This is a genomic window from Tenacibaculum finnmarkense genomovar ulcerans, assembly GCF_900239495.1.
Classification (GTDB): Bacteria; Bacteroidota; Bacteroidia; order Flavobacteriales; family Flavobacteriaceae; genus Polaribacter; species Polaribacter ulcerans.
The window spans coordinates 16,766-36,392 of sequence record NZ_OENE01000004.1 but is presented as its reverse complement, the minus strand read 5'-3'; the positions used below and the strand labels follow the sequence as shown (position 1 = coordinate 36,392).

The following is a 19,627-nucleotide window of genomic DNA, read 5'->3' as shown; positions in this document are numbered from 1 at the left end:
CTATAAAACGTTTCCTAAAGCAAATAAAATTGAGAATAAAAAAGTACTTAATGCTACTTTTTTTAATTCGCCGTCTAATAAGGGTTCTTCTTTATTTTTATAGACAAAAAATAAATGTTTTATAATTGGTAAATAAGCGAGTATAAATAAAAATTGCAAAGGCGATTTATAGCTAATTACTACATATATCATTGCAAATAAAAAGGATGCAATAATCAAATTATAATGATACAATTTAGCTAGTTTAGCTCCCATTTTAACAACTAAGGTGTTTTTACCAACCTTTGCATCGTTTACTATATCTCGCATATTATTTAAGTTCAAAACAGCCGTACTTAACAATCCGATAGTAATTGCAGGTAAAAAAACAGTGAAATTTAATTGTTTCGTATATAAAAAATACGTTCCTACAACGGCTAATAATCCGAAGAAAACAAATACAAAAACATCGCCAAAACCACTGTAACCATAAGCCGATTTACCTACCGTATATTTTATAGCGGCTACAATTGAGGAAACTCCTAATCCGAAGAAAATGACAGAATATAAAAAATTATCTTTCCCAAAAGATACATAAATAAGCGATAATGCTATTATTAAAGTGATAACAGCGGTAATAATTATTGCCATTTTCATCTGTTTTGGCGTAATTGCTCCTGAGCAAACCATACGGGCTTCTCCTTCTCTATTATCGTCTGTTCCTTTAATACCGTCTCCATAATCATTAGCGAAATTTGATACTACTTGAAAACCTATTGTTGTTAAAATTGCTAGCCAAAAAATAGGCGTTTGCCAGAAAGAACTTGTGGTGTTTTCTGAAAGTATGGTTGTTGATAAAAAGGCTTCAAAACCTAAGGCGCTTCCCACAATAATTCCTGAAACTGATAACGGTAAAGTTCGTAAACGTGCTGCTTTTATATAATTTTTAATCATTTATTATTTTGTTTTAATAATTTGAAACATAAAAAAGGAAAGAGTAAATCTTTCCTTTTTTAAGATGTAACTTTCTAAATTATGTTTTTTATGCGTTTTTTTAATCAGTACTTGACTTATTTAAAGTATCGAAAGGATCTGTATTTGATAATTTTACAGCAGTACTAATCGATATTTTTTTTCCGTTACGTAATGCAACTACAAATCCATCTTTAATACCTATTTTTTTTATTTCATCTCTAAATATTCGAGCATTTTGATAGGTAGAAAAAGCGCCTGCAATATATTTTTCTGTTTTTTCACCTAAATTGTTAGGCATTTTTCGAATCCCTCCTTCTTGTGTTAATGTCTCAGGCATTTTAAGATTTCCAAAAGCACCAATTTGAACGGTGAAAACAATTTTATTTTTTACTAAAAGAGCCACTGTTTTTTGTTTTTTTAACCGTGCCGATTCTTCTAATTTTGTTACATTATTAATGCTATCGATTAATTTTTCTAACGATTTCTTTTGATGATTAATCGCTGTAAATTTATCATGTTTATAATACATGTTTACAATCAAAAATAAAACTAAGGTCCCTAATGCAAAAATAAGTAAAATTCGGTATTTTTTACCGCTGCTAATTTTGACGTTTTCTAATTTTAAGTCAATATAACCTCGTTCAAGATCTTTTTCTTTTTCTTTTAAATGATCTAACTCTTTGCATATTTTAAGAAACTCTTTATCATCTATTAAAGGCATCTTTTTGTTTTTTAGAACTATAAATTATTAGCATCAGCAATTAATTCGGCAATATCTTGCACGATAACTTGATCTTCTTTTAGTTTAAATTTTACACCATCAGTCATCATGGTATTGCAATATGGGCAACCTGTTGCTATAATTTGTGGATTGGTTTTTAAAGCATCTTCGGTTCGTAAAATATTAATTTCTTTATCCCCTTTTTCGGCATCTTTAAACATTTGTGCACCTCCTGCACCACAACATAAAGCAGTAGATTTATGACGTTTCATTTCGGTCATTTTAACCCCTAAACTTCGTAATAATTCACGTGGAGTTTCATAAATATCGTTTGCTCTACCTAAATAACAAGGGTCATGATAGGTTAATCGTTTGCCTTTTAAATTAGTGTCATCTATTGATAAACGCCCGTCTTTTATTAATTTACTGATAAATTGCGTGTGATGATATACTTCATAGCTACCTCCTAATTCAGGGTATTCATTTTTTAAGGTATTAAATGAATGTGGGTCGCAGGTTACTATTTTTTTTATTTCGTATCCGTTTAAAACTTCAATATTCATCATTGCCTGCATCTGAAACAAAAATTCATTTCCTGCTCGTTTTGCTGCATCTCCTGTTGAACTTTCTTCAGTTCCTAACACCGTAAAATTCACATTTGCGAGGTGTAATATTTTTACAAATGCTTTGGTTATTTTCTTTGCTCTATCATCATAACTTCCTGCCGCTCCTACCCAAAACAACACCTCTGGTTGTTTTCCTTGCGCCATCATTTCTGCCATCGTTGGTACTATCATAATTTACAAATTTTTGAATTATAGGTTTTGAATTAATACAATTCAGTACGTATAATTGTTAATTAAAAAATGTTTATTCTTCGTCTTTCCAGTTTAATCTATCTTGCTGGCTATACTGCCAAGGCGCTCCGTTATTTTCAATATTTGCCATCATTGAATTTAATTCTTGTGGCGCTGCTGATTCTTCCATCACCAAATAACGACGCATTTCTAAAATAATAGATAAAGGATCAATATCTATCGGACATTCTTGCACACAAGCATTACAACTTGTACACGCCCATAATTCTTCCGGAGAAATATAATCGTTTAATAATTGCTTTCCATCGTCTTTAAAAACACCGTCGTTTGCATCAATATTTTTACCAACTTCTTCTAAACGATCACGTGTTTTCATCATAATGGCACGTGGCGATAATTCTTTTCCTGTTAAACTTGCCGGGCATGACGAGGTACAACGTCCACACTCGGTACAGGTATAAGCGTTCATTAATTGTACCCAGTTTAAATCGGTAACATCGGAGGCCCCAAATTTCTCAGGAACTTCTTCTTCTGCTCCTTCTTCTGGCATTGCATACGGATCAGCATCAGGATCCATCATCATTTTTACTTCTTTAGTAACCGAGGCAACATTTGTAAATTGTCCTTTTGGTTTTAAATTGGCGAAAAAAGTGTTTGGAAATGCTAATAAAATATGTAAATGCTTTGAATAATATAAATAATTTAAGAAAATTAAAATTCCTATAATATGCACCCACCAAGCTGATTTTTCAATAGCATGTAGTGTTTCTGCTGAAAAACCATTAAATAAAGGCGCTATAAATTGAGAAATTACATTTCCTGTTCCTGCTTCTTGAAAAGGAATATCGGTGGCATTCATTATTAAAAATAATGACATTAATACCATTTCAAAATATAGAATAATATTCCCATCGTTTTTTGGCCAACCTGTCATTTCTTTGCTCCAGAAACGTTTTACTCTTTGAATATTTCTACGCAGCCAAAAAATAGTAACTGCTACAAAAACTAAGGCAGCTAAAACCTCAAAATTACCGATTAAAAATCCGTAAATGGCATCACCTAAAATAGGCTGAAAAACACGGTGTGTTCCTAATAACCCATCAATTACAATTTCTAGCATTTCGATATTAATCAAAATAAATCCTACATACACTACAATATGTAAAATTCCTGAAAGCGGACGACGAACCATTCGGTATTGTCCTAAGGCTATTTTTGCCATATTTTTGAAACGCTCAGGCTTCCTGTCAGACCGATCAATGTCTTTTCCTAATTTGATATTTCTTATCAGCTTGCGAACATTCATCACAAAGTATCCAATACCTGTAATTAAAATTGCTGCAAAAATAATGTTTGATAAATATTTCTCCATCGTTCTATATTTATTAAGTTTTGTAAAGGGTTTGTATTTATAAGCTTATTTAGAGCTTATGTTTTTGCTATTTGCTTCTTTATTATAAGGTATTGCTTTTTTACCAAATAATGATATATGAACAAATCTTTTAGGATTTAACTTCATTTCTCGCAATAACTCTTCCATTTCTTTAGAAGCATTGGTTAAATTAGTGTACATTTTATCATCAGTCATTAACTTTCCTAAAGTTCCATTACCCGCTTTCATATTTGCTAATAAACCGTTTACATTTCCTAGGGTTGTTTCTAGTTTTTTAACGGTTGTACCTAAATTAGAGTTGGCTAAATCATCTGATAATTTTGAGAAGTTATCCGTAATTTTTTTAGTATTTGTAAGCGTTGCTGTTAGGTTTTCTTTATTATCAACCAATAAATTATTTACTGATTTTAATGTTTTTTGAATACCTGTTATTGTTCCTTCTAAACCACGAATACTGCTATTTAAACTTGTACGTGATTTTTGATCTAATACACTATTGATTCCTACTAATAATGAATCAGCGCCTATAAGTACGTTTTGTAAATTTGACTGAATAGGGTTTAATTTTTCGCCTACAGATGAAAAAAGATCCGATTCTACCTCTCCTTTTAAATAATCACCAGAAACAGCAAGTCCCCCATCATATTTTGGTACTATTGCTAAATTTTGCCCACCCATTAAGCTTGCTGAGTAAATTCGAGCAATACTATTTTTAGAAAATTCAAAATCGCTATCTAAAGATATCTCTACTAATAAAACACCTTGTTTTTCAGGGGTTGTATTAAACGAAATCTCATCAATTTTACCAACTTTTAAGCCGTTTATGGTTACTAAACTAGCTTTGTTAAGCCCGTTAATATTTTTATACTCCACAAAAAAATGCCTGCGACTACCGCTAAATAAATTTTCTCCTTTTAAAAAATTATAGCCCCAAATAAATAATACGATAATAACAACAGCAACAATACCTGTTTTAAGTTCTTTTGACATATATAAAAATTATAGCACGAAAATACTAATAATTTTCGGGAGTAGAAATATTGATTTCTGCTAAATCAACGGTTTTTTAACGCTTGTTTAACCGATATTCTTTTCCCATTTTTAAAAGCAACCACCCAGGCATCTTTATACCCTGCCTTTCTTACCTTAATCAGGCTGCTATTTGCTTTAGACAAACGCGTCGAACTTCCGTAGTAATATTTATAATAACCGCTAATATATTTTGATTCTATGTTTTTTAAGCCTCTAAAATTAAAATTTCGCTTATTTAATCGTTTTTTAGACGCTGCTATTTGTACTTTAAAGAGTATCTTTTTTTTACGAACTGCTTGTTTTTTTCTTTTAACAGCTTTCTTTTTTCTAATAACAACGGTTTTTTTAGGCTTAGAAACCGCTACTACATCTTGATTAACGGTGTTTAATTTTAACCTTTTTACATATTTTTTAATAGCAGTAGCAATTGATTTTGCCATTTTTAACTGCCCGTACTTTGAATTTAAAAACCGTCCTTCTGTTTTGTTTGATAAAAAACCTAACTCAATTAAAACACTTGGCATAGCGGTTTCACGCAGCACTAAAAAATTAGCCTGCTTTACTTTTCGGTCATATCTTTTGATGCTTTTAAAATTGGTTTGCACAAAACTTGCCAACGCCAAACTTGCATCTAAATTTTCTTCCTGTAAAACAGATAATCCAATTAAAGACTCGGGCGAATTAGGATCGTAATCATAATTTTTCCTGTAATTATCTTCTAATAAAATTACGGCATTTTCTTTTTTTACAATTTCAAAATTCTCATCATTCCCTTTTAAACCAAGCACATATGTTTCTGAACCATGTGGTTTTGCTGATTTATTCGAATTACAATGTATCGATACAAATAGATCAGCATTTTTCTTATTAGCAATACTAGCACGTTTATGAAGTTCTATAAAAACATCTTTCGTTCGGGTATAACGAACATTAATACTTGGGTCTTTTTTTAAAATAGCCCCTATTTTTAGAACTAATTTTAAGGCTATTTTTTTTTCGATATATGCACCTCTAGAAGCACCAGCGTCCTTTCCCCCATGACCAGCATCTAAAACAATAGTGTATTTTTTTTGGGCAGAAATACCCTGTGAAACCCCAAAAAAACAAAAAATGAAGATTAAAAATAAAAAATTATTTTTCAAGTGATTATATTTACGTAATTTTAAGAATTGCATCAATAAAATTTAACTATTTTTGGTTTTTGTATTTTGGCATACAAATAGCACGCCAAAGCTTTTAAATATAACACAAAAATAGCATTTATAACATTGCGAACAAATCTAACTTACATACTTTTAGTTTTCTGCCTTTTTTGTTATCAAATTAGCGCAGCTCAAGATTTTGGTAACTCAAAGATTCCCTCTAAGAAAACGAAAAAAAAGACAATAATAAATCAATCAAAAGATAGCCTAATTGATTTAAAAAAAGAGCAACTTTTAAACTTTAAAAAAGACAGCATTGCAAACGACTCTATTAAACCAAAAGAGGTTATTGATGGAATTATTACTCACAATGCAGAAGATTACACCATTCAAAATGCAAAAAACAAAACAGTAACCTTATACAACAAAGCGCAAGTAACCTATACTGATATTGATTTAAAAGCAGGAATTATTGTTTTAGATTATAAAAACAATACCGTATATGCCAAAGGAATAAAAGACAGTTTAGGTTATCATCAAAAACCAGTTTTTAAACAAGGAGCACAAGAATCGGAACAAGATTCTATTTTATTTAATTTCAAGACAAAAAAAGCCCTTATTTACGGTGTAAAAACGGTTCAAGACGGTATTATAACCTATGCCGAAAAAACAAAACGAGTAAACGATTCTACTATTTACATGCGTAAAATGCGTTTTACAACCTCTAAAAAGAAACGCCCCGATTATTATATACAAACCAGTAAAGCAAAGCTTGTTCCTGGTAAAAAAATAATTATAGGCGCTAGTCATTTAGTATTGGCAGACGTACCAACCCCCTTAGTTTTGCCATTTGCCTATTTTCCTTTAACTGATAAAAGAACCTCTGGTTTTATCATCCCTTCTTGGGGAGAAAACAACAGTCAAGGTTTTTTTATGCAAAATGGTGGATATTACTTTGCCTTAAGCGATTATTTTGATTTAACTGTTTTAGGTGATTTATATACCAATGGAAGTTGGGGCTTACGAGCAGAATCTAGTTATTATGTACGCTATAAATTTAGTGGGAATTTTAATTTTCAATTTCAAAACAATATTCAAGGAATCAGAGGTTTGTCTAACTATAATAAAAGTAATAGTTTTAATATTCGTTGGAGTCATAATCAAGATTCAAAAGCAAGCCCAAACTCTAAATTTTCAGCAGCGGTTAATTTAGGAAGCAGTCGTTTTTTCTTAGAATCACAAAATCAAGCAAATAATGCTCGGGCAATAGACAACAGTTTAAACTCTTCTATATCTTACTATAAAAAGTTTGTTGGTACTCCTTTTAATATGAGTTTAACCTTGCAGCATGGTCAAAATACGAATACCGAAAAAATAACCATGACACTGCCTTCTTTACAGGTAAATTCAGAACCACTTTATCCGTTTACAGGGAAAGATGGTGCTAAAAACAATGCCATTCAAAAAATGGGATTTAATTATAATATGCAAGGGCGTTATGAAATAAACACTACTGATGATGAGTTTTTTACTCCTAAAATGTTTAAAACAGCCAAGTCAGGAGTTCAACATAGTTTAAGTACTAGCACCAGTTTAAAAGCCTTTAAGTACTTTACTTTATCGCCTAATGCAAGCTATAAAGATGTTTGGTATTTTGATAAAATTCATAAACGATACGACCCTAAAAAAATTAATGCTAGTAAAAATTTAGGCGCAGTTGTAAACGATACTATTAGTGGTTTTAATCGATATCATAATTATAATTTTGGCGCATCATTATCAACCAATATTTACGGTACTTTTAACTTTAAAAAAGGGCGTTTAAAAGCCATTCGTCATACCATTAGACCATCTATTTCCTACGGATACACGCCTAATTTGGCTAAGAATTACGACCTACAAGTACAGCAAAGCTCAGACCCTACTGACCTACTTACTTATTCGCCTTTTGAAGGAGGAATATATGGTAAACCTGCAAATGGAACCTCAAATGCAATTGATATTTCGGTAAACAATGTTTTAGAAGCTAAAGTTGCACCAAAAGACCCTGATAGCGATGCCGATGATCAGAAAATAATGCTTTTAAATAACTTAGATTTTTCTACCAGGTACGACATTACTAAAGATAGTCTTCGTTGGAGTGATGTTTCTGTAAACGCAAGCACACGATTATTTAAAGACAAGTTAGCCTTAAATACCAATATGTCTTTAGACCCATATCAAATAGATAAAAACGGGAAGCAAATAGATAAATTCAACGCGAATTTATTTAGAGTAAAACAAATAGGATTAACAGCAAAATATTCATTGTCAAGCAAAGATTTTAGCAAGAATAAAGAAGGCGAAAAGAATCCTAATAAAAATAATGGAAATGGTGCGCAAGATACTCCTGACTTATTTGGGCAAACATCTCAAAATGCCAATGATTTTTCTAACACATCAAAAAACAAAAATAAAGACGTAGCAGAAACGGTATTGTACCATCATAAAATACCATGGACATTAAACTTAATTTACACCATGAATTATGGTAATGATGGGCTTAAAAGTGGCATTAATATAAACACTTTACGATTTAGCGGAAACATAGAATTATCACCCAAATGGGGCGTTGGTTTTAATTCTGGTTACGATATTAAAAACAATGGATTTTCTTATACCAATTTAAATTTTTCTAGAGATTTAGACAGTTGGCGTTTAAATTTTGGTTGGACACCCTTCGGACCAAGAACCTCTTACAATTTCTTTATCGGTGTAAAATCAGCAGTATTAAGCGATTTGAAATGGGATAAAAATAAACCGCCAGATAGAGCCTTATTTTAATCGAAAATAACACACACTTTTAATACATCAAAAGATAAAATATACTATGAAAAAAATTATCACTACCTCAAAAGCTCCTGCACCTATTGGTCCTTATAACCAAGCTATTTTAAGCGGAAACACCTTATATACCTCAGGACAGATTGCTTTTAATCCTGAAAATGGTGAATTAGTAATGGACACCATCGAAATTGAAACGAAACAAGTAATGGAAAATATGAAAGAAGTTTTAGCTGCTGCTGAAATGACTTTTGAAAACGTTGTAAAAGCGTCTATTTTTATTTCTGATATGAATAACTTTGCTAAAATAAACAGCGTTTACGCCCAATATTTTGATGAAGCAACTGCGCCTGCAAGAGAAACTGTAGAGGTAGCAAATTTACCAAAATTTGTAAATGTAGAAATTAGCATGATTGCTGTTAAATAATCATGCTAAAACAATCAAAAAAAACCCGCTAATAGCGGGTTTTTTTATGAAATTTAGCGTTTAACTCTTTTATAAAGAAGCTGAATACTCTATTAAATCTACAATTTTTGTAGCGTAACCAAACTCGTTATCGTACCAAGAAATTACCTTAAAAAAGTGTTCATTAAGTTCCATACTTGCCGATGCGTCAATTACCGATGTATGTGTTTCTGAAACAAAATCTTGAGAAACAACCGCATCTTCAGTATAACCTATAATTCCTTTAAATTCGTTTTGAGAAGCCTTTTTAAAAGTTTCCATAATTTCTTTTAACGAAGTTGCCTTTTGAGTTTTAAAAGTCAAATCGATTAAAGAAACATCTGCCGTAGGTACTCGAACTGCCATTGCCGTTACTTTCCCTTGCATTTCAGGAATCACTTTTACCAACGCTTTTGCCGCTCCGGTAGAGGTTGGAATAATATTATTCATTGCCGAACGACCTCTACGCCATTTTTTATTAAAACCATCAACAGCATTTTGTGTAGCTGTTGCCGCATGAACCGTAGTCATAATTCCTTCGGTTAAACCGTAAGCATCATTAATTACCTTTACTACAGGTGCCAAACAATTTGTAGTACAAGAAGCGTTTGAAAAAACCACCTCATCGGCTTTTAAATCTTGATGGTTTACCCCCATCACATACATATTGGCATCTTTTGATGGCGCTGAAATAATTACTTTTTTAGCACCGCCTTTTATATGTAAAGCTGCTTTTTCTTTATCAGTAAATAAACCTGTTGCTTCCAAAATATAATCTGCCTGTACAGCATCCCATTTTAAATTTTCAGGATTTTTATCCGAAGAAATTCTTATTTCTTGTCCGTTTACAATTAAATTTCCTTCTTTTATTTCAATATCACCATCAAAACGACCGTGTACAGAATCATATTTTAATAAATAGGCTAAATACTCCACATCTAACAAATCATTGATGGCAACAACTTGTATATTTTCTCTTTTCATGGCAGTACGAAATGCTAACCTTCCTATTCTACCAAACCCGTTAATTCCTATTTTTATCATTGTTAAACTATTTAATATCTATATTTTAAATTATGTGGTCATAATATCAGAAACTCTTAAAAGTTCCATATTTATACTATTATTTCCTTTTATTGCTTTTTCTAAAGTAGTTGTTGCTACCTTATTATTTTGAAGCCCAACCATTAAATTGGTTTTTCCGTCAAGTAATAATTCAACCGCTTTTACACCTAATCTGCTCGCTAAAACTCGGTCAAAACAACTAGGAGCGCCACCTCTTTGCAAATGTCCTAAAACAGATACTCGAACTTCATATGCTGTCATGTTTTTTTCAACATAATCGGCTAATTCAAATACATTTTTACCTGTTTTATCTCCTTCGGATACCACTACAATACTTGATGATTTACCGCTTTTACTACTTTTCTTTAAGGATGCTAACATACGCTCTAATCCTAAATTTTCTTCAGGAATTAAAATTTCTTCAGCTCCTGCACCAACCCCTGCATTTAAGGCGATAAAACCCGCATCTCTTCCCATCACCTCAACAAAAAATAACCGATTATGCGATGATGCCGTATCTCTAATTTTATCAATCGCTTCAACAACCGTATTTAAAGCCGTATCGTAACCAATAGTATGGGATGTTCCGTAAATATCATTATCAATAGTTCCTGGAATTCCAATAACAGGAAAATCAAATTCCTTGCCAAAAAGAACCGCTCCTGTAAAAGAGCCATCGCCACCAATAACAATTAAAGCATCAACCTTATTTTCTAGTAATTTTTCGTGTGCTTTTTTACGCCCTTCTTTGGTTCTAAAATCATCAGAACGCGCCGTTTTTAATATAGTGCCACCTTTATTAATAATATTATTAACACTTCGAGCTGTAAAAGAGACTAAATCGCCTTCTATTAAACCTTGATACCCTCTATAAATACCCATACATTGAGTCTGATAATAAGCACATGTTCTTACTACCGACCTAATTGCTGCATTCATTCCTGGAGCATCTCCTCCAGAGGTCATGACTGCTATTTTTTTTATTTTCATCATAAAATAAAGTGAATATCAAATTTACTCTTTTTAAGTGGTTTTTTATCAAAAGATAAAATCATTTTTTAGAGTTTAGCAGAAATTTAACGAATTTAACGTATCATATTATTTAACTACATTTAGCCCTTTAAATAAAACTACATGACATTAACGACGCTTGATTACGCAATTATTATCGGATTTTTTCTCATTTCATTACTTATTGGTGTTTGGGCATCAAAATCGGCAGGAAAAAGTAGTGCTGATTTCTTTTTATCAGGTAGAAATATGCCTTGGTGGCTTTTAGGAGTTTCGATGGTTGCTACCACTTTTGCCGCCGACACACCAGGTTTAGTAACCGAACTAGTGCGTAAAAATGGTGTTTCAGGAAACTGGGTTTGGTGGGCAATGCTCCTTACAGGGATGCTAACCGTATTTTTTTATGCAAAATTATGGCGAAAATCAGGAATTACAACCGATTTAGAATTTTACGAACTGCGGTATTCGGGTAAAATGGCAGGTTTTTTAAGAGGATTTAGAGCTATTTATTTAGGTGTAATTTTTAATATTATAACCATGGCTGGAGTTTGCTTGGCTGGGGCTAAAATCGCTAATATATTATTAGGGATTTCACAAGGAGAGATGCTAATCTATTCGTCTATTATTGTGGTTATTTATTCGTCTTTAGGCGGATTAAAAGGTGTTTTACTTACCGATTTTGTTCAATTTATACTTGCCATGATTGGTTCGGTTTGGGCAACAGTTTATATTGTAAATATGCCTGAAATAAATGGTTTATCAAATTTATTAAGCCATCCAAATGTAAGCGGAAAATTAAATATGTTACCTGATTTTTCAAATACAGAATCGTTAATTACTTTGTTTATCATTCCGTTTGCCGTGCAATGGTGGAGTACTTGGTATCCTGGAGCAGAACCTGGTGGTGGTGGTTATATCGCACAGCGAATGTTAGCTGCTAAAGATGAAAAAAATGCGACCTGGGCAACTTTATTTTTCAATTTTGCACATTATGCCTTGCGTCCTTGGCCTTGGATTATTGTCGGGCTGGCATCTTTAATTATTTTTCCTAGTTTAGAAAGCATGAATCAGGCATTTCCTAATTTATCCCAAGAAATGCAAGGACATGATGTTGGTTATGCCGCTATGATGACTTATTTACCCGCAGGTTTATTAGGGATTGTATTAACTTCTTTAATAGCCGCTTTTATGAGTACGATTTCTACCCAATTAAATTGGGGAAGTTCGTATATAGTGAATGATTTTTACAGTCGTTTTATCAATAAAGAAGCTTCGGAAAAACAAAAAGTTGTTGTTGGGCGAATTTCTACCGTTTTATTAATGATTTGTGCCGCTTTATTTTCATTTTATTTGCAATCGGCTAAAGATGTTTTTGATTTATTATTGCAAATCGGAGCAGGAACAGGTTTATTATTTATTTTAAGATGGTTTTGGAGCCGAATTAATCCGTACAGTGAAATTGCTGCAATGGGAATATCATTTATAATTGCGCTTTTCTTTTTTATCAACAGAAAATTAGAAAATCCATTTTTTGAAATCGCAGGCTATTGGCAATTAATTATTGGTGTCGTAATTACTACTTTCGGATGGATTTTAGTAACACTTTTAACAAAACCTACGGATAAAAAAACAATTGATAATTTTGAGGGTTTAATTTTTGAAGGCGAAGATAAATTTAAAAATATCGGTATAAAAATTGTCGGTTTTATTACGGGAACAATTGGAGTTTATAGTTTTTTATTCGCCACAGGAAACTGGATTTATGGCAAAACATTACTAGCATCAATATTAACTGTAACAACTTTAATTTGTGTAGGGATTTTACTAAAAATTTGGAAACGTATTTCCTAAGTTTTTCAGCTTATTTTAGGTGATTTTTTTATCCAAAGAAAAACAAAAAAGCCTTGAAATAATTATTTCAAGGCTTTTTTATAATCAGAAACCATTCCTTGAACTTTTTCATGCTCAAAAACAGTAGGATACAACTCATTTATAATATCGTGCAATTCAAAATTAATCGCCAACGCATTTTTTAAATGTGTTAAACCATAGGCTTGCTTGTCTAAAATCATAAACAAACCACACAAACGATATTCAATTTCGGCAAAGTCTTCATATAATTTTTTCGCTTTAATCAACGTTTTTAAGGCTTCATCAAATTCACCTAAAAACAATAAAATATCTGCCAAATCAGTATAAACTTCCATTTCATCATCGCCTAATTCAATGCAAGTATAAAGTCCTTTTACAGCCTCTTCATAAAAATTTAATTTTAAGCTTATATCGCTATATATTCGCCAATAAAAAGGATTTATTTCATCTATTTTAATCGCTTTTCTCACATAATACAATGCTTTCTGATAGTTCTGATCTTCAAAACAAATAGTTGTTAATAATATCCAAGCTTTGTCTAACGATGGATCTTGAGCAACGGCTTTTTTATAAAAATGAATTGCCGCATTAACATTTTCTAACTTTTCGTAACACTCCCCTATTCTTATATATGAAAAAGCAGTAGGATCGTCTAACTCTAAGGTTATTTTATAGTTTTTAATAGCCTCTTCATAGCGATTTAAATCCTCTAGTGTTTTTGCCATTTCTAAATAACCAGCGATAAAAGTTTCATCGATTAATACCGAATATTCAAATGCCGTAAGCGCCTCTCTATACATGCCTATTTCGGCATATTTTCTACCTAATTGATGCCAAGCCACCTCACAATAAGGGTTTTTATCTATATAGGTGTTTAAAAATTGTATCGCCTCAATATGCCTTTCTTCTGCATCAAAACAATACACAATATTATATAAAGACGAAAAATCTTCGGCATCAAAAGCTACACATTTTTCAAAATTTAAACGGGCATTTTTATAATCGTCTAAATACAAATACTCCATACCTAACATTGACCAAATATCTGCTGGATCTTCTATAAAAGATAAGGACTCTTTTAAGACAGCAATCGCTTCAATATGCAGTTCCTTTTTAGATAAAATTAATGCTTTTTGAATAAAAACCTCATCGTTATAAGGCTCAACAGCTTCAATGTTTTTCAGTAATTCAGTGGCTTCTTTTAGTTCATTATCAAAAACTAAAAGCTCTACTTTCATCAATTTTAATTGAATTGATGACGGATGCTGTTCTAAGCCTAAGGCAACCGCTTTTTTAGCTAAAGAATTTTTAGCTATATTTAAATAGTGTTCAATAATTGTTTCAAACTCAACAGCATCAAAAAAATAGACATCGTTGGTTTTCAACATAGATTCAAATTTTAATATCGACATAGGCTACCTGTTTGATTATAGCTAAATATACTACAATAATAATACCTAATTACTTTATTTTATTTTTGTTTTCAACAATTTAATTAACAACAATTCAATACCAGGCGCTAAGGTTAAAATAATACTTATTAGGAGCTGTTTCCTGCTTTACGCACTCGCTCTCTGCGAGGAGCTCAAACAATTGCTGCAATCAGGGCTAAGCCACAACAAACGTGTTTTTATTACCTTCGTGTAACAATTGGTTTATCTACAAAAAATAAGTTCCTACATTTTTACTGTCAATTTGGCTTTTTACTGTCAAAGGATGCTTAAAAACACCTTATTTTAACCACTAAAAATAATACTATTATTATAAATTACTCCTTAAAAACACCAAAACCACAATAAATTATCCGAATTTATTAAAATAAATAACAACCATACAATATCTATTTTTCTTATTTGAAAGAACAAATTATTTAGCTATATTTGAAATCATTAATGCTACAACACCTAGATTAACAAATAATTAAAAGAAAAAAGATGAGTAAATTTGACGAAAAAGTAGAATTGTATAAAAAGTTTATGGACGACAGAAAACTGTCTGTAAACCTTGAATTATTAACAGCAGTAACTAAAGGATTAGGTCCTTCAATTTACAAAACAGATGCCGAAACAGTATCTGGTGCCGACCCAAAAGAATTGCTTACCGTTAAAAACAACTTTTTAATAAAAAAGTTAGGTTTAGCAGATACCGCTGAATTAGACCAAGCTATTGACCAAGTTATGGAACAAATAGGACGCTCAGAAAGAAAGAAATACAGAGCTGTAGTGTACTATTTATTAGCAAAGAAATTTAACAAAGAAGCAGTGTACGGAATGTAAGCGAAATACAAAATGCACATTTTTCATAAAAAAAAGTCCTGTATTGATTTTAATACAGGACTTTTTCTATTTTAGCGCTCAACAAACAAATTAAATTTATGTCTCAATTTATTAGTGTTTTTGATATGCTTAAAATTGGCGTAGGTCCTTCAAGTTCACACACTTTAGGTCCTTGGAGAGCTGCCCAACAATGGATTGAAAAATTAAAAAAAGAGCGTGTTTTTGATACTATTGATGGTATTAAAATAGACCTATACGGCTCTTTATCGTTAACAGGAACAGGTCATGCAACTGATTTAGCCGTTTTACTAGGTTTAAGTGGTACCGATCCTGAATACATTCCTGTTGATAGTATTGAAACAATTATCAATAAAATAAAAGAAACAAAACGCTTGCATTTTAATGCCGAAAAACAATTGGTTTTTTCTATTGAAAATGTTGTTTTTAATCAAAATTTCTTACCTTTTCACTCTAATGGATTAATTTTTAGAGGTTTTTGCAAAGGAAAAGAAATATCTACAGAAACCTATTATTCTATCGGAGGTGGTTTTGTTATTCAAGAAGAAATAAAAGTAACTCAAGATACCGAAATAAACGAAGTAAACTTTCCATATCCTATAAACAGAGCCACAGAATTAGAAGATTATTGCGAAAAAGAAGGCAAAAATATTTCTGAAATTGTGTATCAGAATGAATTGGTTTTAAAATCGCCTGCTGAAATTGACACAGAGTTAAAACGTGTTTGGGATACCATGCTCGAATGTATGTATATCGGTTGTCATACAGGTGGTATTTTACCCGGTGGATTAAATGTAAAACGTAGAGCTTTTGGCACGCATCAAAAATTAATTAAAAACGCTACCTACAGCAACGAAGAGCAATGGATTACCGCAATTAGAAGCACCGAAGTTAAGTTTCGTGAAATATTAAAATGGGTAAGCTGTTTTGCTTTATCAGTAAATGAAGTAAATGCCGCTTTAGGTAGGGTTGTAACCGCTCCGACTAATGGAAGTGCAGGTGTAATTCCTGCTGTTTTAATGTATTATTTAGTGATTGAAAATCATGATGCTGATTTTGAACACATCAAAAAATTCTTATTAGTTGCTGGTGAAATTGGAAGTATTTTCAAGAAAAATGCAACCATATCGGCAGCTATGGGTGGTTGTCAGGCAGAAATTGGCGTTTCATCGGCAATGGCAGCTGGAGCACTTACAGAGCTTTTAGGCGGAACTCCTGGGCAATGTTTAGTTGCCGCAGAAATAGCCATGGAACATCATTTAGGTTTAACCTGCGATCCTATTGGAGGTTTGGTCCAAATACCTTGTATTGAGCGTAATGCTATGGGCGCAATTAAAGCAATTAATGCTGCGGAATTAGCCTTAGAAACTAATCCTAAAGAATCGTTAGTTCCTTTAGATAAAGTGATCGATACTATGTGGGAAACCGCAAAAGATATGAACAGAAAATATAAAGAAACTTCCGAAGGTGGTTTAGCAATTACTGTTGGTTTAGCAGCTTGTTAAAAAAATCATCATTATAAAAAAACTATAAAAACCCTCTTAAAAAGAGGGTTTTTGTTTTTTAATAAAGTAATTTACTTTCTTATATCAGAACTTAAAAATTTTATTTATTAAATTTATTCATCTAAAGAACATAACAAATGTTTATTCAAAAAACATGAAAGAAAAAATAACCATTATAATCCTTAGTTTCTTTTTATTTCAATCCTGTAAAACTGATAATGAAAAAATAAGAGATAGTTTTCGTGAAAAATATCTAACAGAGCTTTTCTCTATATATAAGGGCTATTCTATTGGAAAATATTATATTATTTATAATTTAGACCATAATTTTACATTAGGTACTGTAGATATAGAACTCTATGACGAAAGTTTAAATGATTTTAATAAAGATGGTACACAAGATATGTGGGCAAAAATAACGGATACTAGTGACGGTGGAAATGAATTTATGGTTTCTTATGGTATTGTTCAAATAAAATCACCAAAAAATATAGATTATATCGGGTATTTTGGCTTTAGCGATTTCTCTAATTACATCTATAATATTGAGGGATTTAAAAACAAAACACCTATTATTAAAATAAGCACAAGCCATCAAAGTAACATAAATAAATTTCCTATTTATCATATAAATACGCATCTTGGATTTAAAAATGGTAAAATAATATCACTAAACTATATTGATTGTGCTATGTCTGCAATGAAAAATAAACGCATCTTTAAAGAAGAGTATAAAACCAATTATGATATAGACCCTGCTTTTAATCAACTAAAATTAGAGTTTTACAAAGAAGAAGGTTTTGAATACGCTTTTAGTATAAACGGCTGTAATAACTTTTTATTAAAAATGTATGTTTTAGGAAATCAGAACGAAGCCGTTTTAAAAGAAAAACTTTTAAATACTGCTATTTATAAAACAAGATTCAAAACAATTGCGAAACACATCAAAAATAATAAAATAACAGTTACTGATTATTTTAATAATGAAAGAGAAGTTATTTGTAATGAATGTGTATCTACTAAATTTACAGAAAATAAAAAAGGTAAAAACAGGTTAGATATTAGCTATCTAAAAAGAAATTAATCATTTTGTTCTAAAAAACAACCTATTTCACTTCTATTGATTTCCCTAAAAATTTCGGTTGAATATTAAATAAAATATCAACAAATACTTTTACTCGGGCTAAATACTCTCTTAATTGAACTTTTAGCCCGTATTTACCAGAAACATCTTTCGCATTAAAACCGATTGCTTTAACGCCAAAATGATTTGCTAAATAAATAGCTCTTTCATTATGAAATTTTTGAGAGATAATAGTAACATCGGTTTGCCCGAATATTTCTTTTACTCTTACAACAGAATCTAAAGTTCGAAAACCTGCAAAATCTAAAAATATTTTATCCGAAGGAATACCCGCTTTTATCAAATCATTTTTAAACGTAGTTGGCTCGTCATATTTTTCGGTACTGTTATCGCCACTGACAATAATAAAAGTAATTTTTCCTGATTTATATAATGATACTGCCGCACGTATTCTATACTTGTAATATAAATTTACACGCCCATTTAACAAATGTTTTGACGTACCCAAAACAAGCCCGACTTTATGTTTCGGAATTTCAGTTACGCTAGTATAAAGTTTATCTTTTGTTTGTTTTTCTATTAAAAAATTACACAAACAAATGGCAATAAACACAAATACTATTGATAAAACGGCTAATTTCAGGCTTTTTTTAATCATTTATCTTGTAAAATATAATTCCGTTTTAGTTGACATTTCTTGTGAAAAAGCATAATTATCGATATTAAAACCTTTTAATTCTTCTATAGTTTTAACATTATTTTCGATAATATAACGCAGCATTAAACCCCTTGCTTTTTTGGCATAAGTCATTACTGTTTTATATTCTCCATTTTTAAAATCTTTAAAAACAGGCGTTATCATTGGTACTTTTAAACGTTTTTTAGGCAAAGCTTTAAAATATTCTAAACTCGCTAAATTTACTAATAATTCATCATCTTCTAATTCATCATTTAAAGAATTTACCAAGGTATCATTCCAAAATTTATATAAATTTTCAGTTTCACCGACTTTTAATTTCGTTCCCATTTCCAAACGATACGGTTGAATTAAATCTAAAGGTTTTAACAAACCATATAATCCTGATAAAATTCTAAGATTGTTTTGTAAGGTTGGTATTTTTTCTTCGGATAAAGAATTTACATCGATTCCTTTAAAAACTGCTCCTGTAAAAGAATAAATTGCCTGTTTTGCATTGTCTAAATTAAAAGGAGTTTGCCAATCTTGGTTTCGTTGATAATTTAAGTTTGATAAATCATCAGAAATTTTCATTAAATCACTTAAATCTTGTGGAGAAAGTGTTTTTAATTGCTTATTTAATTTTGTTGACTGTTCTAAAAACCTTGGTTGAGAATATAATTTTGTAGAAGCTTTTGTTTCAAAATCTAAGGACTTTGCTGGAGATATAATTATTTTCATTTAAATAATTTTTTAAGTGTTTTCTGATCTGATTTTGATGTAAAAATAAGA

Annotated in this window: 17 protein-coding genes; 6 read left to right on the top strand and 11 right to left on the bottom strand. The window is 31.2% G+C overall.

Translation table 11 applies throughout. The annotated features are described in order from the left end of the window. The 6 genes from menA to DPIF8902391_RS01020 all read right to left on the bottom strand — a co-directional run bounded on the left by menA (position 1) and on the right by DPIF8902391_RS01020 (position 6,093). Positions 1–933 (bottom strand): 1,4-dihydroxy-2-naphthoate octaprenyltransferase, encoded by a 933-nt coding sequence (menA, locus tag DPIF8902391_RS01045; protein ID WP_172504790.1) that lies wholly within the window; start codon positions 931–933, stop codon positions 1–3. Positions 934–1,033: 100 nt separating this feature from the next. Further along, positions 1,034–1,675 (bottom strand): SPOR domain-containing protein, encoded by a 642-nt coding sequence (locus DPIF8902391_RS01040; RefSeq protein WP_058884656.1) that lies wholly within the window; start codon positions 1,673–1,675, stop codon positions 1,034–1,036. 17 nt (positions 1,676–1,692) lie between these two features. Continuing rightward, the gene (locus DPIF8902391_RS01035; RefSeq protein WP_172504789.1) at positions 1,693–2,472 is read right to left on the bottom strand and encodes a (Fe-S)-binding protein; all 780 of its coding nucleotides are present in this window, start codon (positions 2,470–2,472) and stop codon (positions 1,693–1,695) included. Positions 2,473–2,545: 73 nt separating this feature from the next. Then, positions 2,546–3,865: a (Fe-S)-binding protein gene (locus DPIF8902391_RS01030; protein WP_058884654.1), complete on the bottom strand. Its 1,320-nt coding sequence runs from the start codon at positions 3,863–3,865 to the stop codon at positions 2,546–2,548. 45 nt (positions 3,866–3,910) lie between these two features. Further along, on the bottom strand, positions 3,911–4,876 hold the full coding sequence (locus tag DPIF8902391_RS01025) for an MlaD family protein (RefSeq protein ID WP_058884653.1): 966 nt from the start codon (positions 4,874–4,876) through the stop codon (positions 3,911–3,913). A 65-nt stretch (positions 4,877–4,941) separates the two neighbouring features. Beyond that, complete coding sequence (locus DPIF8902391_RS01020) at positions 4,942–6,093, bottom strand: N-acetylmuramoyl-L-alanine amidase family protein (RefSeq protein WP_172504788.1); 1,152 nt, start codon at positions 6,091–6,093, stop codon at positions 4,942–4,944. Between the two features lie 93 nt (positions 6,094–6,186). On the opposite strand from DPIF8902391_RS01020, the gene DPIF8902391_RS01015 reads away from it, so the two are divergent. Next, positions 6,187–8,883 carry a putative LPS assembly protein LptD gene (locus DPIF8902391_RS01015; RefSeq protein ID WP_172504787.1) on the top strand — a complete coding sequence of 899 codons (2,697 nt, stop codon included), beginning with the start codon at positions 6,187–6,189 and terminating at the stop codon, positions 8,881–8,883. Positions 8,884–8,929: 46 nt separating this feature from the next. Further along, positions 8,930–9,310, top strand: a complete 381-nt coding sequence (locus tag DPIF8902391_RS01010) for a Rid family detoxifying hydrolase (RefSeq protein ID WP_058884651.1) — start codon at positions 8,930–8,932, stop codon at positions 9,308–9,310. A 69-nt stretch (positions 9,311–9,379) separates the two neighbouring features. On the opposite strand, the gene gap is transcribed toward DPIF8902391_RS01010, so the two are convergent. Then, positions 9,380–10,372 carry a type I glyceraldehyde-3-phosphate dehydrogenase gene (gene gap / locus DPIF8902391_RS01005; RefSeq protein ID WP_058884650.1) on the bottom strand — a complete coding sequence of 331 codons (993 nt, stop codon included), beginning with the start codon at positions 10,370–10,372 and terminating at the stop codon, positions 9,380–9,382. Between the two features lie 30 nt (positions 10,373–10,402). Further along, positions 10,403–11,386, bottom strand: a complete 984-nt coding sequence (gene pfkA / locus DPIF8902391_RS01000; RefSeq protein ID WP_058884649.1) for a 6-phosphofructokinase — start codon at positions 11,384–11,386, stop codon at positions 10,403–10,405. Positions 11,387–11,527: 141 nt separating this feature from the next. Here pfkA and DPIF8902391_RS00995 point away from each other — a divergent pair, with 141 nt between their 5' ends. Further along, positions 11,528–13,255 carry a sodium:solute symporter family protein gene (locus DPIF8902391_RS00995; RefSeq protein WP_172504786.1) on the top strand — a complete coding sequence of 576 codons (1,728 nt, stop codon included), beginning with the start codon at positions 11,528–11,530 and terminating at the stop codon, positions 13,253–13,255. A gap of 62 nt (positions 13,256–13,317) precedes the next feature. On the opposite strand, the gene DPIF8902391_RS00990 is transcribed toward DPIF8902391_RS00995, so the two are convergent. Beyond that, entirely contained in the window at positions 13,318–14,688 is a 1,371-nt protein-coding gene (locus tag DPIF8902391_RS00990) for a tetratricopeptide repeat protein (protein WP_172504785.1), read from the bottom strand. A 522-nt stretch (positions 14,689–15,210) separates the two neighbouring features. On the opposite strand from DPIF8902391_RS00990, the gene DPIF8902391_RS00985 reads away from it, so the two are divergent. The 3 genes from DPIF8902391_RS00985 (at position 15,211) to DPIF8902391_RS00975 (ending at position 18,159) form a co-directional block, all read left to right on the top strand. After that, the gene (locus DPIF8902391_RS00985; protein ID WP_058884646.1) at positions 15,211–15,552 is read left to right on the top strand and encodes a DUF2853 family protein; all 342 of its coding nucleotides are present in this window, start codon (positions 15,211–15,213) and stop codon (positions 15,550–15,552) included. Positions 15,553–15,650: 98 nt separating this feature from the next. After that, positions 15,651–17,075, top strand: coding sequence for an L-serine ammonia-lyase (locus DPIF8902391_RS00980; protein WP_058884645.1), 1,425 nt, complete (start codon positions 15,651–15,653; stop codon positions 17,073–17,075). A gap of 154 nt (positions 17,076–17,229) precedes the next feature. Further along, positions 17,230–18,159 (top strand): hypothetical protein, encoded by a 930-nt coding sequence (locus tag DPIF8902391_RS00975; protein WP_172504784.1) that lies wholly within the window; start codon positions 17,230–17,232, stop codon positions 18,157–18,159. 22 nt (positions 18,160–18,181) lie between these two features. Here DPIF8902391_RS00975 and DPIF8902391_RS00970 read toward each other — a convergent pair whose 3' ends face one another. Both DPIF8902391_RS00970 and yaaA read right to left on the bottom strand, forming a co-directional pair. Then, complete coding sequence (locus DPIF8902391_RS00970) at positions 18,182–18,817, bottom strand: SanA/YdcF family protein (protein ID WP_172504783.1); 636 nt, start codon at positions 18,815–18,817, stop codon at positions 18,182–18,184. Further along, positions 18,818–19,576: a peroxide stress protein YaaA gene (yaaA, locus tag DPIF8902391_RS00965; protein ID WP_058884643.1), complete on the bottom strand. Its 759-nt coding sequence runs from the start codon at positions 19,574–19,576 to the stop codon at positions 18,818–18,820. Positions 19,577–19,627 lie beyond the last annotated feature (51 nt).

Excerpts from the sequence above, each read along its gene's own strand:
- menA (WP_172504790.1), bottom strand. The coding sequence starts at position 933 with ATGATTAAAAATTATATAAAAGCAGCACGTTTACGAACTTTACCGTTA.
- DPIF8902391_RS01040 (WP_058884656.1), bottom strand. The coding sequence starts at position 1,675 with ATGCCTTTAATAGATGATAAAGAGTTTCTTAAAATATGCAAAGAGTTA.
- DPIF8902391_RS01035 (WP_172504789.1), bottom strand. The coding sequence starts at position 2,472 with ATGATAGTACCAACGATGGCAGAAATGATGGCGCAAGGAAAACAACCA.
- DPIF8902391_RS01030 (WP_058884654.1), bottom strand. The coding sequence starts at position 3,865 with ATGGAGAAATATTTATCAAACATTATTTTTGCAGCAATTTTAATTACA.
- DPIF8902391_RS01025 (WP_058884653.1), bottom strand. The coding sequence starts at position 4,876 with ATGTCAAAAGAACTTAAAACAGGTATTGTTGCTGTTGTTATTATCGTA.
- DPIF8902391_RS01020 (WP_172504788.1), bottom strand. The coding sequence starts at position 6,093 with ATGCAATTCTTAAAATTACGTAAATATAATCACTTGAAAAATAATTTT.
- DPIF8902391_RS01010 (WP_058884651.1), top strand. The coding sequence starts at position 8,930 with ATGAAAAAAATTATCACTACCTCAAAAGCTCCTGCACCTATTGGTCCT.
- gap (WP_058884650.1), bottom strand. The coding sequence starts at position 10,372 with ATGATAAAAATAGGAATTAACGGGTTTGGTAGAATAGGAAGGTTAGCA.
- pfkA (WP_058884649.1), bottom strand. The coding sequence starts at position 11,386 with ATGATGAAAATAAAAAAAATAGCAGTCATGACCTCTGGAGGAGATGCT.
- DPIF8902391_RS00995 (WP_172504786.1), top strand. The coding sequence starts at position 11,528 with ATGACATTAACGACGCTTGATTACGCAATTATTATCGGATTTTTTCTC.
- DPIF8902391_RS00990 (WP_172504785.1), bottom strand. The coding sequence starts at position 14,688 with ATGTCGATATTAAAATTTGAATCTATGTTGAAAACCAACGATGTCTAT.
- DPIF8902391_RS00985 (WP_058884646.1), top strand. The coding sequence starts at position 15,211 with ATGAGTAAATTTGACGAAAAAGTAGAATTGTATAAAAAGTTTATGGAC.
- DPIF8902391_RS00980 (WP_058884645.1), top strand. The coding sequence starts at position 15,651 with ATGTCTCAATTTATTAGTGTTTTTGATATGCTTAAAATTGGCGTAGGT.
- DPIF8902391_RS00975 (WP_172504784.1), top strand. The coding sequence starts at position 17,230 with ATGAAAGAAAAAATAACCATTATAATCCTTAGTTTCTTTTTATTTCAA.
- DPIF8902391_RS00970 (WP_172504783.1), bottom strand. The coding sequence starts at position 18,817 with ATGATTAAAAAAAGCCTGAAATTAGCCGTTTTATCAATAGTATTTGTG.
- yaaA (WP_058884643.1), bottom strand. The coding sequence starts at position 19,576 with ATGAAAATAATTATATCTCCAGCAAAGTCCTTAGATTTTGAAACAAAA.